This is a genomic window from Bradyrhizobium rifense (assembly GCF_008123425.1).
In the GTDB taxonomy this organism is placed as follows: domain Bacteria; phylum Pseudomonadota; class Alphaproteobacteria; order Rhizobiales; family Xanthobacteraceae; genus Bradyrhizobium; species Bradyrhizobium rifense.
In genome coordinates this window covers 1-15,929 of record NZ_VSSS01000047.1, presented here as the reverse complement: position 1 = coordinate 15,929, position 15,929 = coordinate 1, and the positions used below count along the sequence as shown (strand labels likewise).

Below are 15,929 nucleotides of genomic sequence, written 5' to 3'. Positions count from 1 at the left end.
TGTCCAGATCGGTAAAAACATGCAGCCCTCGATAGCAGCCAGGATCATGATACCTGCTTCGCCGGAAGGTTCGGCCGACGTCCCTGCCGATGTTCTGATCGTCGAGGACGATCCGATCATCGCCATCGATTTCGAAGATCGTCTGCTCGGCTTTGGTGTGACGAGCGTGCGCACCGTGGGCTCGGTGGCGCAGGCGTTGAATACAATCACGGCACGGGCGCCCGACTTCGCGCTGCTCGACGTCGAGCTGATACGCGAGAAGAGCTTTGCGATCGCCGAGCGGCTCGTGGCGCTCAAAATTCCCTTCGTCTTCGTCACCGGCTACGGCGCGGAGACCAGCATCCCTGCGCAATTTGCCGCGCGTCCGCGGCTGCAGAAGCCGTGCTCCAGCGATGCGCTGGAGGCGGCGTTGCAGGCACGCGGCGCGTGACGGCGCGGTAGCCTCAGGCGAGCTTTGGATCGAGCGTGGTCGACCACAGCGCGACGTCGGCGCGGTCGCGCAACGTCACTGTCATCTGGCCAGAGGCGCCGTCGATCTTGACGTGCCCGAAGAACTGCATGCCGGCGGACGGCGGCAGGTTCTGCTTGTCCAGGCCGGGTGCCTTGATGAAGCGCACGTCGGGGCCGAAGGTGTTGTCGAGCTCGTTCGGACCGAACGTGCCGGCGTGCAGCGGACCCGAGACGAATTCCCAGAACGGCTCGAAATCCTGGAATTGCGCCTTGTTCGGATCGTAATAATGCGCGGCGGCGTAGTGCACGTCCGCCGTCAGCCACACCGTGTTCTTGATCGGCGCCATCTTGATGAAGCGCAGGATGTCGGCGATCTCGAGCTCGCGGCCACGCGCCGGGCCGTCGCCTTGCGCGAAAGCTTCCGAGCCCTTCTTGTTGGTGGCATCGTCATAGACGATCAGGCTGAGCGGCATGTCGGAGGCGATCACCTTCCAGGTCGCGCGCGAATTGAGCAGGCCGCGCTTCAGCCAGGCCATCTGTTCGGGCCCGAGGAAATAGCTGGCCGGGCCGTACTCCGTCTCAAGGTTGGCGCCGTTCGGGCCGCGATAGCTGCGCTCGTCGAGCACGAACACGTCGAGATGCGGACCGTAGGAGATCTGGCGATAGACCCGGCCCGGCTCGACGATGCTTTCGCGCATCGGATACATCTCGTGGAAGGCGCGGCCAGCGCGCGCGGCGAGCAGCGAGATGTCGCGCACCTTGTAGGTCGCCGGCAGATCCTTCGACAGCGACCAGTTGTTGGTTACCTCGTGATCGTCCCACTGCACGAAGATCGGCACCTCGGCATTGAAGGCGCGGACATTGTCGTCGGTGAAATTGTATTTGTGCGCGGCGCGGTACTCGTCCAGCGTCTCGGCGACCTTGGCCTTTTCGGGGATGGTGAGGTTCTTCCAGATCTTGCCGTCGGCAAGCTTGACCTCGGAGGGGATCACGCCGTCGGCGTAGATGGTGTCGCCGGAATGCAGCAGGAAATCCGGCCGGTGCTTGCGCATGGCTGCGAAGGTGACCATGCCGCCGTCATCGGGATTGATGCCCCAGCCCTGGCCGGCGACGTCGCCGCCCCAGACGAAGCTGACGTCGCGGCGGTCGGCCGGCGCGGTGGGGAAGCGGCCGACCACCGGCTCGCCCTCGATCGCGGTGTGGGAGAGATCGCGGAAGCGGACGCGGTAGAAGATGTCCTGTCCGCCCGGCAGATTGTCCACCAGCATCTTCGCGGTGAAGTCGCTCTCCGGCAGGGCCGCGATCGGCGGCAGCGCGCGGGCGTCCTTGAACGATTCCGTCGTCGCCACCTCGACCAGCATCTGTGCCGGCCGGTCGGTGCGCGCCCAGACCACGCCGCCGTCGACGGTGACGTCGCCGGACTGCACGCCGTGGGTGACCGCAGGCCGGTCGGCCGCGCGCGACAGATGCGGCATCGCGATCGCGCCAAGCGCACCGGCGCTGGTGGTGAGGAAACGACGGCGGGAGAATTTGATCTTCATGGCGATGCTCTCGATATCGCGCGGCGGGCCAGCCGAGGCGGCGGTCGCCAGGATGAAGTCTGACGCTATATTGAGACAATGTGACGCGGCAATTACGCGCGCAAGCGTTTATGCGTTGCCGGCGGCCCGAAATTGCGCGCCGGTGCGTTGCAGGTTCTGCGGCATGCTGAACAGCACCGCCTTGCGGTCGGCAACCGCAGTGTGGAACTGGTCGAGCACGATGTTGAAGGCGGTCAGCGCGCCTTCCTCGATGGCGCCGTGATCGTAGCAGCGCAACGTGTCGCGCAGGATCTCGTCGGCCTCGGTCTGCATCTGGTCGAGCTCCTCGGTCGTCTCGCTCTTGCGGGCGGCGGCGAGCATGTCGAGCAGGCGGTCGCGCAGATGGCTGTTGTTGTCGCGCTCGTCCTTCTTCAGATAACCCGCGAACCATGCACCGATCGAACCCGTGGCGGAAAGCGCCATCAGGGTCCACCAGATGTAATCGCTGTACTTGTCGAGGAAGGTTTTCTCCTCGCCGTCGACGAAGGCAGCGGCACCCGGATGCACGGGGATCACCGCATCCTTGTCGGTATCGGGCGTTTCGATCTTCGCGGCCTGCGGGAATTCGGTCAGCAATTGCTGGCGTACGGCGAAGAGCTGGCGTGTGAAGGCCGCGACCGTAGTTTCTGAGAGGCCTTTGCGCGCCACGATGTGATGCGAGAAGCTGATGGTCTTGACCTCGTCGTCGGGACGATCGGGCGAACCGCCGTAAGTGCCTGCGGGAATTTCGGACGCTTCATAGACCGGATGGTTCTGCGCGATCGCATCCGCCGAATCGATTGCGAGGAAGGTCGGCGTGCCGCCATCCTTGGCGGAGGCGGCGATTGCGTCCGCCGTGATCTTGCTGTTGACGGGGCCGGCCGCAAGATAGGCGTCGACTTTCTGGGCCTTGATTGCTTCGGCGACTTCGCTCGCCGGGAATTGCACGATCTCGACCTTGGCGGGATCGACGCCGTATTGCTGCAGGATCACCTTGAGCAGATTGACGTTGGCCGGCGTGCGGCCGACCACGCCGACGCGATGGCCGGCAAGCTGCGCGATCTTGGTGATCTTCGCGCCCTTCTTCTTGCCCTTGCCGGGCACGGACCACAGCACTGCGACGTTCTTGCGCAGCGTCGCGACGGCTTGTGCGTTCTTGGGGACATCGAGATCGCCGCGCACGATGGCGAGATCGGTCTTGCCCTCCGCGAGCAGATCCGCGCTGGCGGTGGCGCCGTCGGTCTGGACCGGGCGCAGCCGCACAAAGCCTTTGCTCTGCGCAAAGGCCTGCGTCAGGGCCTGCACCACCTTGACGTCGTCGCTGTTGGCGGGACCGACCGCGATCTTCAGCGTCACCGGTCGCATCGCGAAGTAATAGCCGCCGACAAGCGCACCGATGATTGCAAACACCAGCGCCAGAGACACGAGCGCCGTCTTCCGCGCCGCGGATCGCGGCGAAGGCGGAGAGGGCGTTTCGGCCAGGTCGGATGCCCCGGTCATCGATCTCCCAAACAGGCGCTTCAGGCTCAGTTTCATCTTGGCCGGCGATTTACGCCCGCAATTGTAGCAAATTTCTTGTTCCGCGGGGTTACATCTCCGTCATGGTTAGCGGATCGGCGAAATGCCGCATGAACCCGGGGCGTAAGCACGGTGTTAGGGTAAAGTTCCCCTGAAAACGGAGGCGATCATGGCAGAACGGCTATCGGCGGACGCACGCAAGCAGGCGCTGGGCGGTATCCCGGGCTGGGCTGAGGTCCAGGACGGCAAAGGGATCGGGAAGACCTTTGTCTTCAAGGATTTCAACGAGGCCTTCGGCTTCATGACCCGGGCGGCGCTGGTCGCCGAGAAGATGGATCACCACCCCGAATGGCGCAATGTCTACAAGACTGTAGAAGTGATCCTGTCGACCCATGACGCCGGTGGCGTCACCAAGCTCGACATCGAGCTCGCAACGGCGATGAACGCGATTGCCAAGCTGACGCAGGGCTGACGCCTTGCGGGCCCGAGCCGCATCCCCATCTTGTGATCGTCGTCGGATGCGGCCTTCAGCCGCGCCGGGTTGAGCTGGAGTTTCCAAAGATGGCTGCCGAACACAGCGTCGGCTTCGAGCCGGCCGATCGGCTCGCGGAAGATCGTGAAAGCGTGCGTCGCCGCTTCTGGCGCAAGCTGAAGCGCGTCGTCGCGCATCTGCCGGTCGCCGAGGATCTGCTCGCCGCCTATTACTGCGCGTTCGACCGGCAGACGCCGCGCCATGTCCAGGCGTCGCTGCTGGGTGCGATCGCCTATTTCATCCTGCCGTTCGACTTCATTCCCGACGTGATGCCGGTGCTCGGCTTCACCGATGACGCCGCCGTGCTCGCCACCGCCATTCGCATGGTCGCCGGCCATATCACGTCGGAGCACCGCGACGCCGCGCGCGCTGCGCTCAAGCGCGGGGTGGATGAGGCGGAGGAATAGCGCGCCACCCGCTACTTCTTCTCCGTCCGCGCCTTCTCCGCGTCCCACGCCTGGAATTGCTTGAACAGTGCTTCCCTGTCTGCGTCGGACACTTTTGCGGCCGTGGGGCTCTGCTTCAAAAATGCCTCGAAGCGCTGCTGCGTCACCGGCTCGACGCCGTGCCGGTCGAGCCATTGCTGCGCCACCGGCAATCTGTTCCAGCCGGACAGGGGCGCCGCGAGCGAAACTTCCTTCCATTTGGGATGGAACGGCGGGTTCTGCAGCGCGGGGAATTTGGTGAAGAACGCGTCAACGAACAGCGCAATCTTGCGATAGCGCTCGGTGTTGGGCGCCCAATTGTAGGCCGCGAGCACCGCCGGCACCGCGATGGTGTCCACGCTCTCACCGTCCTTGATCAGGTTGGGGTAGTCCTTGGCGGTCAGCGTCGCCGGCAGATAGTCGTTCTGGAGCGGCTTGGCATAGTCGACCTTCGCGAGGTGAAAGCGGCCGTCATTGCCGAAGGTCGAGACCGATTTGTACGGCTTGCCGCCGACCACGATCACGGCATCGATCTCGCCGGCTTTCAGCTTCTCCATCGCGATGCGCTGCTCGACATAGACGAACTTGGCCTTGATCCCGAGCCGCTCGAACACGGTGAGCGCGGTGACGAAGGTGCCGCCGTTCGGCAGGTCGACGCTCACCGTCTTGCCCTCGAGGTCTTTCAGCGTCGCGACCGATTTCGGCGCGATCACCTGCATCTCTTCATTGTAGAGTTTCGTCACATAGGTGAACTGCCGCTTGATGTCTTTCGCAAAGCCCTTGCGTTCGAGATAGTCGAGCGTGTCGGCGCGCACCACGCCGAGATCGACGCCCTGCAAGAACAGGATGTCGGCGACGCTCTGCACCGAGCCGCGGCCGACGATCGGCAGCACGCGGATCTTGTTGCCGTCGTCGAGCACGGAGGCGAGGTCGGCGCCGAATTGCACATAGGTGCCGCCGATCGTGCCGGTGATCAGCGTGACCGTGTTGGCGTTCAGCGCCTGCTTGGTCGAGGTCGAGCCGAACTGGAAGATCGCCTTCAGGCTGTCCGAGACTTTTGCCGGATCATATTCGGTCTGTTCGGCGCGTGCCGCGAAGGCACAGATGGTCATGATGGCGGCAAGCGCCATTCCCATAGCGTTACGCATGATGTCCCCTGAAGTGGTCTAGTTCGAGAGAAGAGCGAGGCGCTGTTCCGCCTCAGACGATCCGAGCGCTGCGGCCCTCTGGTACCAGTCACGCGCGGCTGCGGCGTCGGCATTGACGCTCCGCGTGTCGCGTGTGCCGAGCACCGCCGGATCATAGGTTTGCGCCAGCAGGAGTGCCGCCGTTGCATCCTGTGCATTGGCCGCGCGTTCGAGCAGCAAGCGGGCTGCAACAATATCGCCGATCCTCAACAGGCTCTTCGCGCGCGTCATCAGCCCGGCCAGCGTGTCGGCGTCGAGCGTCTTGGCGGGCGGAGGGGGTGCAGGCGGCGCCGCGACGGGTGCGGGCGCGGGTGCCTGGGCTTGCAGCGCCGTCTGATAGGCGGTCGCGATCGCTTCGCGGCTCGGCGTTGACGGTGCTGGGAGACCCTGCGCGTCGGCGCTCGCCAGTCTCGTGTTGGTCACACGGGCCGGATCCTTGAGCGGGGTCTGCGGTACGGCCGGCGCGCTGGCCGACGCCATGGCCTGGTCCGGCGCGATGCCCACCCAGCTACCGGCATTGGCGGCCAAGAGGCCGCGAAAGTCGGACTGAAACAGTGTGACCAGAACTGCCAGGGTGGACGCCGCCAGAACGGCCGCGAGAACACGCGGGACAATTCTGGAGCGCAACTCCACTGGCGCATATTCGCGTGGGTCCGGCGCACCGAGCGGATCGGACAAGAAGAGTGGAATTGGATCGTCCTGCGAAAGATCGGCCCGCGCGGCGCGTGCCCGGATAAAGGACGCGGTCGGCGGATGTGATACGGCTCGATTGGAGTCGAGCGCGCTCGACTCCTTCGACGGGCGATACGCCGTCGTCTCCATGGTGATGCTCCCCATTACTACGCAACGCAGGGGCATTCCCGGCTTCAGTTTTCTTGCTTTTGTCCAGAAGTGTCCCGCAAATGGAACCGGTAAAACGCAGTTTGAATCAGCCCAAAAAACGACGGCGGTTTGCGCGAATCGGGAAATAGTTGGGTTTGATTAGGGCGGAGCAGGGGAATGCACCGCAATTTCGGCGGCGATGGTTGACGGGGATACAACCAGCACACTGTCATGCCGCGGCTTGACCGGGGCATCCAGTACGCCGCGGCCCATCGATTGAGCCACGACCGTCTCGGAGTACTGGATCGCCCGGTCCTGATGCGCAATTGCGCATAAGGCCGGGCGATGACAGTTGAGTATGTGGCGACAGCACTGCATCCTCACGGATGCAAGATCACCTTGCCCATGGCCTGGCGTCCCGCGAGCACCTTCAATGCGTCGGCGGTCTGCGCCAGCGGGAAGGTGCGGTCGACATGCGAGGAGATATTTCCTTCCGCGGTCCACTTCACGAGCTTTTCGAGATTGGCGCGGTTCTTCTCCGGATTCTGCCGGGTCCAGGCGCCCCAGAACACGCCGCGGATGTCGCAGCCCTTCAAGAGCGCGAGGTTCAGCGGCATCTTCGGAATGTCGCCGGCGGCAAAGCCGATCACGAGGAAGCGGCCTTCCCAGGCGATCGAGCGCAACGCCTGCTCGGCATACGCACCACCCACGGGATCGAAGATGATGTCGACGCCCTTGCCGCCAGTGAGCTTGCGCAAACCTTCCTTCAGATCTTCCTTGCCGTAGTTCAGCGTCAGCTCGGCGCCATGCGCTTTGGCGAATTCGAGCTTCTCGTCCGACGAGGCGCAGGCAATGACCTTCAGGCCCATCAGCTTGCCGAGCTCGCAGGCAGCGAGGCCGGTGCCGCCGGCAGCGCCAAGCACCGCGAGCGTCTCGCCCGGCTTCGGGCTCGCGCGATCTTCCAGCGCATGCAGCGCGGTGCCGTAGATGATGATGATGCCGGCCGCGCGGTCATCGTCGAGATTGTCGGGAATCTTCACGATTCCTGCCGCCGGCAGCGCGATCTTCTCGCGCGCGCCGTTGTGGCCGCAGGAGGCGACCACGCGATCCCCGACCTTGAGGTCAGTGACACCAGGGCCGATGCTTTCGATCACGCCTGAGACTTCAGCGGCCGGCGAGAACGGGAACGGCGGCTTGATCTGGTACTTGCCCTGAATCATCAGGATGTCGAAGAAGTTCAGCGCCGCCGCCTTGATCGCGATCACGGCTTCGCCGGGGCCAGCCACCGGATCCGGCACATCGGCGAGCACGAGATCGTCGGGCTGGCAATATTGCGAGCAGAGGATGGCTTTCATGGCGGCACCTTCTTGAGAGAACTTGGCGTTTCAGGACGGAATTATAGTTGGCCGGTTTTGCCGGATTTGGGGCGACCCTACAATCAGGATTCTTTGTCTGAGGAGCGCACGGGCCTATCCTCGGCATTGCGAGCCCAGCGAAGCAATCCAGACTATTTCCGCGGCACGGACTCTGGATTGTTTCGCTCCGCTCGAAATGACGGAAAAACAAGGATTCAAGCGATGTTTGAAACAGGTCTGCTCAGCAGCAAACGCATCCTCGTCACCGGCGGCGGCTCGGGCCTCGGCGCCGCGATGGGGCGCCGCTTTCTCGCGCTCGGCGCTGAGCTCATCATCTGCGGCCGCAAGCTCGACCGGCTCGAAGCTACCGCGACTGAGATGCGCGCCCAGACCGGCGGCAAGGTCACGACCATCGCGTGCGATGTTCGCGATGGTGCCGCCGTCGACAACATGATGGATGCAATCTGGCACGAGGCGCCGCTCGACATCCTCGTCAACAACGGTGCCGCAACCTTCATCGCGCAGAGCGAGCATCTGTCGTTCCGCGCGGCGGACGCGATCCTGGCGCCGACGCTGCATGGTGCGATGTACTGCACGCTCGCCGCCGGCAAGCGCTGGATCGAAGGTAAGCATAACGGCGTCGTGCTCTCGATCCTTTCGACCTCGACCATCACCGGTCGCGCCTTCACGGTTCCCTCGGCGATGGCGAAATCGGCGGTGCTGGCGATGACCAAAAGCCTCGCGGTGGAGTGGGGTCCGAAGGGCATCCGCACCGTCGCGATCGCACCGGGGCCGTTCCCGACCGCCGGTGCATCGGGCCAGCTCCGCCCCGAGGGCCGTGACGAAGGCTGGACGGCGCGCAACCCGATGGGCCGCACGGGCGAGCACGGCGAGCTCGCCGATCTCGCCAGTTTCCTGGTCTCGGACCGCGCCGGCTATATCAACGGTGAGATGGTGGTGATCGATGGTGGCGCGCATTTGCGCAGTTCCGGCGCCGAGGATTTGTTGCGCTGGACCGATGCACAATGGGCCGAGCAGCGCGCCACGCGGTCGAAAAGCTAGCTGCGCCGACCCGCTAACTGCCTTCCCAAATTGGACTTTCCCGGTTATCCCTGCGCCGGGGACAAAGCAGGACCGGGCCATCTTCCAGTCACAATATTGAGGGAACCACTCCAGCATGTGGCGGGTGCTGATTTTAGCTTTGATGACTGGCGTGACAGCCTGTGGAATCACCGATTCCGCACGAGCGCAGACGACGCAACCGGCGCCGAAGGCGGCGGCCAAGCCAGCCGCTGCCGCCGCCAAGACGGCAGCCAAGCCCGAGAGCAAGCCGGCGGCCGTTCCCGCGGCGGTTGCGGGTGGCGCGGAGCCGACCCTGATCGGCCAATTCGGTACCTGGGGCGCCTATTCGGCGACGCCCAACGGCAAGAAGGTCTGCTTTGCGCTGGCCAAGCCCTCGTCGTCGAAGACCAATCCGCCGAACCGGCCACGCGATCCAGCCTACGCCTTCGTCTCGACCCGCCCAGCCGAGAAGGTGAACAACGAAGTCTCGGTCATGATCGGCTATGCGCTGAAGCCGGGCTCGGAATCCTCCGTCGAGGTCGGGGGCGCTGCGTTTGCGATGTACACGCAGGGCGACGGCCTCTGGATCAAGAATGCAGCCGAGGAGGAGCGGATGGTCGAGGCCATGCGCAAATCCGCCGATCTGGTGGTCAAGGGCGTCTCGGCCAAGGGGACGGAGACGACCGACACGTTCTCGCTGAAGGGCCTCGCCCAGGCGCTCGACCGGATTTCGCAGGATTGCAGGCGTTAAGGCTGCGGGCTCAAGCCTTTAGGGCTAAGCAACAGCCACGGTCGCAATCGGCGGTTCCGGTTGCTATATTAGGGGTATCCCAAAGGTACAGCCGTCATGGCCGGGCTGGAGCGCGAAGCGCGTCTTCGCATCAGATGTCCCGGCCATCCACGTGCTAGCCACGGGCGAAAAGAACGTGGATGCCCGGGACGAGCCCGGGCATGACGAGAGATATCAGGCAACCAATGCAACCGACGACCGAGCCGCGCGACGCAATCCTGGTGGAGAAGACTCCACTCGAAACCTATGTGCCGCCGGCGAAGCCATCGCTGATCGGTCTGTCGCGCACCGAGCTTGCCGATCGCCTCGGCGACATCGGCGTCGCGCCCGCACAGCGCAAGATGCGCGTGCAGCAATTGTGGCACTGGATGTATTTCCGCGGCGCCCAGAGCTTCGACGACATGACCTCGGTCTCGAAGGGCATTCGCGCCGAACTGGCGCAGCATTTCACGGTTGACCGGCCCGAAGTCGTGGCCGAGCAGATCTCCAACGACGGCACCCGCAAATGGCTGCTGCGGCTGCCGAGCGGTGACAATGTCGAAAAGGCGCATGAAGTCGAGTGCGTCTACATCCCCGAAACCGATCGCGGCACGCTCTGCGTCTCCTCGCAGGTCGGCTGCACCTTGAATTGCTCGTTCTGCCACACCGGCACGCAGCGCCTGGTGCGCAACCTCACCGCCGGCGAGATCGTGGGCCAGATCATGGTTGCGCGCGATCGCCTGAATGATTGGGCCGACCGCGAGGACGGCACGCGCCGCGTCACCAACATCGTGATGATGGGCATGGGCGAGCCGCTCTATAATTTCGATGCGGTGCGCGATGCGCTGCTGATTGTCGGCGACAATGAAGGCATCGGCATCTCCCGCCGCCGCATCACGCTGTCGACCTCGGGCGTGGTGCCGAACATCGTGCGCGCGGGCGAGGAGATCGGCGTCATGCTTGCGATCTCGCTGCATGCGGTGCGCGATGAGCTGCGCAACGAGCTGGTGCCGCTCAACCGCAAATATCCGATCAAGGAGCTGCTGCAGGCCTGCCGCGACTATCCCGGCGCCTCGAACGCACGCCGCATCACCTTCGAATATGTGATGCTCAAGGGCGTCAACGATTCGCTCGACGATGCAAAGCTGCTGGTCAAGCTGCTCAAGGGCATTCACGCCAAGATCAATCTGATCCCGTTCAATCCCTGGCCCGGCACGGCCTATGAATGCTCGGACTGGGACCAGATCGAAAAATTCTCCGAATATATCTTCAACGCCGGCTATTCCTCGCCGGTGCGCACCCCGCGCGGCCGCGACATTCTTGCGGCGTGCGGCCAGCTCAAGTCGGAGACGGAAAAGCTGTCGGCCCGTGAACGCCAGGCGCTGCGCGCCATGGCGATGACGGATTGAGATGCGCGCTCGCGCTCTCGCAGTGACGGTGAGGGTGGTGTCATGTCCCTGATCGGCCGCCTCATCGTGATCTTCATCGGCTTTCTCGCCGCCTGTTTCGTCGGCGGCATGATCGTCGTTGGCGCGCTACTGTTTCCGGAATTTTCCGATCTCGGCGCCGGTCCGGTCGACCAGGGTACGATCGACATCCTGCTCGGCTTCGGCTTCATCTTCGTCTCGGGCTTTGCTCTGGTTCCGGCCGCCGTGATCGTCGCGGTGACCGAAGCGCTCTATATCCGCAGTGCGCTCGCCTATGCCGTCTGCGGCGGCGTGGTTGGGCTTGCCTGCTATCTCGGCCTTGTTCCCTTCCACTCCGACACGTTGCAATTCGAAGGCATCGTGCGGCGTCATCTCGAGATCATGACCGGCGCGGGCATTGTCGCAGGCGTCGCCTACTGGCTGGTCGCCGGCCGCAATGCCGGCGCCTGGCGCCAGCCGCCGCCCCCGCTCGAGCCGCCTCCGCCGCTGCCGTTGAATTCAAGGCCGGACGCGCGGTGAGCCGCGCCCGATTCCGGGGTTTTCAACCCTTCTTCCCTCCGCTAAACCGCGCGCCATGAACCGTACCGGACTCTTCATCGCCCTGGCGCTGTGGCTTGTGATCGGCGTCGTTTTCGGCCTCTATCCCGAGCTCGATCTCAAGCTCGCCGCGCTGTTCTTCGATCCCGAGACAAAAACCTTTCCGCTCAAGCTGAATAGCTGGGCCGGCATCGCGCGAGACGCTGCGATGTGGGTCTCCTGGGCCTTCGTGCTGCCGTCGCTGGTCGCACTCGTGGTCAAGATGATCCGGCCCGATCGTCCCCTGATGGTGTCGGGGCGTGCGATCGTGTTCCTGCTCGTCACGATCATCCTGTCGGCCGGCATTCTCACCAACCTCACCTTCAAGACCTATTGGGGCCGGCCGCGGCCGGTGGTGGTGACCGAATTTGCCGGCGACCAGCAGTTCGTGGCGTGGTGGGATCCGCGCGGCGACTGTGCGCGCAACTGCTCGTTCTTCTCGGGCGAGGGTGCGACGGCGTTCTGGACGCTGGCGCCGGCTGCGCTCGCGCCACCGGCATGGCGGCCGCTCGCCTACGCCGGCGCGGTGGTGTTCGGTGCCGCGACCAGCGGGCTCCGCATGGCTTTTGGCGGGCACTTCTTTACCGATGTCGCGACCGCGGGCCTCGTCACCTTCATCGTGATCTGGTTCGGCTACGCGCTGATCTACCGCTGGCCGCGGACCCGGTTTTCGGACGAGGCGGTCGATGCCGCACTGACCCGGCTCAACATGCCCGCCTACCGGCTCCGCCAGCGCCTGTTCGGCGGCAAGACGGACCCTGCACCGTCGATTTGAGCCATTAAATGCGTGCCGAGCCTCGCGAAATTTGATATTCGCGCGGTCAAACAACACCCCGCCATCAGCCCCTTGAGACCCGATTGGAAGCGCCATGACCACGATCCTGAAAAGCCTGCCCAAGGGTGAGAAAGTCGGCATCGCGTTTTCGGGCGGTCTCGACACCAGCGCGGCGCTGCTCTGGATGAAGCAGAAGGGAGCGCGCTGCTACGCCTATACCGCCAATCTCGGCCAGCCCGACGAAGCCGATTACAACGAGATCCCGCGCAAGGCGGAAGCGTTCGGCGCCGAGAAGGCCGTGCTGGTCGATTGCCGCATGCAGCTCGTGCACGAAGGCATCGCCGCGATCCAGTCGGGCGCCTTCCACATCTCGACCGGCGGCATCACCTATTTCAACACCACACCGCTCGGGCGCGCCGTCACCGGCACGATGCTGGTCGCGGCGATGAAGGAAGACGGCGTCAACATCTGGGGCGACGGTTCGACCTTCAAGGGCAACGACATCGAGCGCTTCTATCGCTACGGCCTGCTGACCAACCCGTCCTTGCGCATCTACAAGCCCTGGCTTGATCAGCAGTTCATCGACGAGCTCGGCGGCCGCGCCGAGATGTCGGCGTTCATGACCGCGCAGGGTTTCGCCTACAAGATGAGCGCGGAGAAGGCGTATTCGACCGATAGCAACCTGCTCGGTGCCACGCACGAAGCAAAAGATCTCGAGAGCCTCGACAGCGGCATCAAGATCGTCAACCCGATCATGGGCGTGCCGTTCTGGCGCGACGATTGTGCTGTGAAGGCCGAGAAGGTCGTGGTGCGTTTCGAGGAAGGTCAGCCGGTCGCGCTGAACGGCCAGACCTTCTCTGATCCCGTCGCGCTGTTCCTCGAAGCCAATGCCATCGGCGGCCGCCACGGCCTCGGCATGAGCGACCAGATCGAGAACCGCATCATCGAAGCCAAGAGCCGCGGCATTTACGAAGCGCCCGGCATGGCGCTGCTGCACATCGCTTATGAACGTCTCGTCACCGGCATCCACAACGAGGACACGATCGAGCAGTACCGCATCAGCGGCATGCGCCTCGGACGTTTGCTCTATCAGGGCCGCTGGTTCGACTCGCAGGCCCTGATGCTGCGCGAGACCGCGCAGCGCTGGGTTGCGCGCGCCGTCAGCGGCGAGGTCACCCTCGAGTTGCGCCGCGGCAACGACTATTCGATCCTCAACACCGAGAGCCCGAACCTCACCTATGCGCCGGAGCGGCTCAGCATGGAGAAGGTCGAGGACGCCGCCTTCACGCCGGCCGACCGCATCGGCCAGCTCACCATGCGCAATCTCGACATCGCGGATACGCGGACGAAGCTCGGTCTCTATTCGAAGACCGGCCTGCTGTCGGGCAGCGAAGGCTCGCAGATTTTCAAGCTCGAGAACGACAAGGATTGACGTAACCCGCGACTGTCGCCTCGTTCGTCATTGCGAGCGAAGCGAAGCAATCCAGAATCTCTCTGCAGAGACAGTCTGGATTGCTTCGTCGCTTCGCTCCTCGCAATGACGAGAGCCCAAAACAAAAATGGCCGGGATCGCTCCCGGCCATTTTGCATTATTGGCTATCGTCTCAGCGCGGCGGCGTGGTGCCGGGAGGAGGCGGCGGCAGCGAGGCCTGGCCACCGTTGAGCAGCGGCGTGATGCGGCGGACGGTGACGCGCCGGTTGATCTGGCTCGGTCCGTCGGTCTGCTCCTTCAGGTACTGCTTGCCGTAGCCCTGCGACGTCAGGTTCTCCGCGGGCACATTGAACTGCTGGGTCAGCAATTCGGCCGCCGACTGCGCGCGGCGATCCGACAGCGACAGATTGTCGACGTCGTTGCCGACCGCGTCGGTGTGTCCCTCGATCAGGAACACCTCGCGCGGGTTGCGCTGGATCGCACGGTTGAGGCCGTCGGCAATGACTTGCAGCCTCGCAGCCTGGTCCGGTGGGATGGTCCACGATCCCGTCTCGAAATTGATCGTGTTGACGTCGACGCTCGGCATCTGCATGCGAACGTTGGGGCTGTAGCGGATCTCGTCGAGCGAGTAGCGCCGATCGATCCGTTGCACCGGCGGTGCCTCCATGGCCCCGTAGATCATGTCCGGCGTCGCATCCTGGGCGTCGACGATGTAGCGATCGTAGGGGATGCTGACCACCGGCGGCGGCACGTCGACATAGAAGCCGCCGACCGCGCGCGGATCGCGGTAGCTGTTGTCGATGATGACGAGCTCCTGCCCGCGGGGGTCCCTGCGGATTCGACGCAGCAGCGAACCGTCCGGACCGACCACGGTGATGATCTCGCTGCCATCGGGACGGATCACGACGGTGCGGGTCTCGCCGCCGATGGTCTCGGTGCGGATGTCACGGGCGCCGTAGCGGAAGCGATAGAGATCGTTGCCGCGGACATACTCCTGCCCGCCCGGGTCGCGGATGATGATGCGATCCGGCTCGGTGTAGACAGTGCGGCCGCCTTCGACGACCTCCTGCCGCTGATTGCGGTAGTCGGCGATGGTGGCGCCGATCACGGCACCGGCCACGACGCCTGCACCGATCGCAAGCGGCGTCAGGTCACGCTGCTGCGGGCGCGGCGCTTGTGGCAGCGGCGTGGTGGTCGTCGGCGCGGCGCGGAAGGCCGAACTGACCGTCGGCGGAGCGTTCTGCGCCCTGTTGGCCGGAACCGCGGCCGCCGGCGAACCAGGGACCACTGACGGCGCTGCGGCGCCAACCGGAGGCGTCGGTCGAGCCTGCCCGCCCGCTTGCGGTGCCGCGGGCGGTGTGCCCGCGGGAGGTGATCCGGCAGCCGCAGGCGCGCCAGCGGCCGGCGTTCCACCCTGACGTCCGGGCTGTGTCACCGCGCCGCCGGGAGCCGGCGTTGCTGCCGGGGCCGGGGTGGTGCCCGGAGCTGGTGTTCCTGCAGCCGGCGGAGCGCCCGGACGTCCGGGCGCTGTCGTCGGAGTGCCACCTGGCGCAGGCGTGGCGCCTGGAGCCGGTGACCCTGCAGCCGGGGGACCGCCGGGGCGTCCGGGCGGTACGGTGCCGGGCGCGGGCGTCGCGGACGGTGTGGGTGTGGCTGTCGGAGCAGCAGGTGTCGCGGCCGGACGAGCTGCCGGTGCTGCGGGCGGCGGGGCAGGCGTTGCGGTCGGGGCTGGCGTTGCCGCCGGCGCAGGCCGTGCCGCAGGACCCGCTGAAGGTGGCGTGGCAGCAGCAGGCGGGGGTGGCGGCGGGGCACCTGGACGCGCCGGTGCTGCCGCGGGCGGCGGCGGGGGGGGAGTCGGCGTTGGTGCGTGCTGCTGCGGGGCTGCCGCCGGAGGCGGCGGCGGTGTCGGTGCATGCTGCTGCGGAGCCGCGGCCGGAGGCGGCGTCGGCGCCTTGGGTGCAGCCGGCGGCGGCGGGGGCGGCGGAGGAGCCTGATGAGTCGGGGGCGGCGCGGCCGGGGGAGGCGGCGGCGTCGGACGTG

The 15,929-nt window shown here is 65.1% G+C and carries 15 protein-coding genes; 9 read left to right on the top strand and 6 right to left on the bottom strand.

Annotated elements, in window-relative coordinates; all coding sequences use genetic code 11:
* Positions 1 to 46: 46 nt before the first annotated feature.
* A complete protein-coding gene (locus FXB40_RS29160; protein WP_187437218.1) occupies positions 47 to 430 on the top strand; it encodes a response regulator in 384 nt (127 codons plus the stop codon).
* 13 nt (positions 431 to 443) lie between these two features.
* Here the strand turns inward: FXB40_RS29160 and FXB40_RS29155 are convergent, their stop codons facing one another.
* Together FXB40_RS29155 and FXB40_RS29150 are read right to left on the bottom strand one after the other, a co-directional pair.
* On the bottom strand, positions 444 to 1,991 hold the full coding sequence (locus FXB40_RS29155) for an alkaline phosphatase D family protein (RefSeq protein WP_148775565.1): 1,548 nt from the start codon (positions 1,989 to 1,991) through the stop codon (positions 444 to 446).
* A 108-nt stretch (positions 1,992 to 2,099) separates the two neighbouring features.
* Positions 2,100 to 3,545, bottom strand: a complete 1,446-nt coding sequence (locus tag FXB40_RS29150; protein ID WP_148775564.1) for a TAXI family TRAP transporter solute-binding subunit — start codon at positions 3,543 to 3,545, stop codon at positions 2,100 to 2,102.
* 151 nt (positions 3,546 to 3,696) lie between these two features.
* On the opposite strand from FXB40_RS29150, the gene FXB40_RS29145 reads away from it, so the two are divergent.
* Complete coding sequence (locus FXB40_RS29145; protein WP_148775563.1) at positions 3,697 to 3,999, top strand: 4a-hydroxytetrahydrobiopterin dehydratase; 303 nt, start codon at positions 3,697 to 3,699, stop codon at positions 3,997 to 3,999.
* A gap of 89 nt (positions 4,000 to 4,088) precedes the next feature.
* On the top strand, positions 4,089 to 4,466 hold the full coding sequence (locus FXB40_RS29140; RefSeq protein WP_148775562.1) for a YkvA family protein: 378 nt from the start codon (positions 4,089 to 4,091) through the stop codon (positions 4,464 to 4,466).
* An 11-nt stretch (positions 4,467 to 4,477) separates the two neighbouring features.
* On the opposite strand, the gene FXB40_RS29135 is transcribed toward FXB40_RS29140, so the two are convergent.
* The 3 genes from FXB40_RS29135 to FXB40_RS29125 form a co-directional block, all read right to left on the bottom strand.
* On the bottom strand, positions 4,478 to 5,632 hold the full coding sequence (locus FXB40_RS29135; protein WP_148775561.1) for a TAXI family TRAP transporter solute-binding subunit: 1,155 nt from the start codon (positions 5,630 to 5,632) through the stop codon (positions 4,478 to 4,480).
* An 18-nt stretch (positions 5,633 to 5,650) separates the two neighbouring features.
* On the bottom strand, positions 5,651 to 6,493 hold the full coding sequence (locus FXB40_RS29130) for a hypothetical protein (protein ID WP_148775560.1): 843 nt from the start codon (positions 6,491 to 6,493) through the stop codon (positions 5,651 to 5,653).
* Between the two features lie 380 nt (positions 6,494 to 6,873).
* Positions 6,874 to 7,848, bottom strand: a complete 975-nt coding sequence (locus FXB40_RS29125; RefSeq protein WP_148775559.1) for an NADPH:quinone oxidoreductase family protein — start codon at positions 7,846 to 7,848, stop codon at positions 6,874 to 6,876.
* A 222-nt stretch (positions 7,849 to 8,070) separates the two neighbouring features.
* Here FXB40_RS29125 and FXB40_RS29120 point away from each other — a divergent pair, with 222 nt between their 5' ends.
* The 6 genes from FXB40_RS29120 (at position 8,071) to argG (ending at position 13,889) form a co-directional block, all read left to right on the top strand.
* On the top strand, positions 8,071 to 8,910 hold the full coding sequence (locus FXB40_RS29120; protein ID WP_148775558.1) for an SDR family oxidoreductase: 840 nt from the start codon (positions 8,071 to 8,073) through the stop codon (positions 8,908 to 8,910).
* Positions 8,911 to 9,025: 115 nt separating this feature from the next.
* Positions 9,026 to 9,661 (top strand): invasion associated locus B family protein, encoded by a 636-nt coding sequence (locus tag FXB40_RS29115; protein WP_148775557.1) that lies wholly within the window; start codon positions 9,026 to 9,028, stop codon positions 9,659 to 9,661.
* 224 nt (positions 9,662 to 9,885) lie between these two features.
* Positions 9,886 to 11,088 (top strand): dual-specificity RNA methyltransferase RlmN, encoded by a 1,203-nt coding sequence (gene rlmN, locus FXB40_RS29110; RefSeq protein ID WP_148775556.1) that lies wholly within the window; start codon positions 9,886 to 9,888, stop codon positions 11,086 to 11,088.
* Positions 11,089 to 11,130: 42 nt separating this feature from the next.
* On the top strand, positions 11,131 to 11,625 hold the full coding sequence (locus tag FXB40_RS29105; RefSeq protein ID WP_148775555.1) for a hypothetical protein: 495 nt from the start codon (positions 11,131 to 11,133) through the stop codon (positions 11,623 to 11,625).
* Positions 11,626 to 11,680: 55 nt separating this feature from the next.
* Positions 11,681 to 12,457: a phosphatase PAP2 family protein gene (locus FXB40_RS29100; RefSeq protein ID WP_148775554.1), complete on the top strand. Its 777-nt coding sequence runs from the start codon at positions 11,681 to 11,683 to the stop codon at positions 12,455 to 12,457.
* A 94-nt stretch (positions 12,458 to 12,551) separates the two neighbouring features.
* Positions 12,552 to 13,889: an argininosuccinate synthase gene (argG, locus tag FXB40_RS29095; protein ID WP_148775553.1), complete on the top strand. Its 1,338-nt coding sequence runs from the start codon at positions 12,552 to 12,554 to the stop codon at positions 13,887 to 13,889.
* A 172-nt stretch (positions 13,890 to 14,061) separates the two neighbouring features.
* Here argG and FXB40_RS29090 read toward each other — a convergent pair.
* A partial coding sequence (locus FXB40_RS29090; RefSeq protein WP_246208023.1) for an OmpA family protein occupies positions 14,062 to 15,929 on the bottom strand: 1,868 nt, incomplete at its 5' end.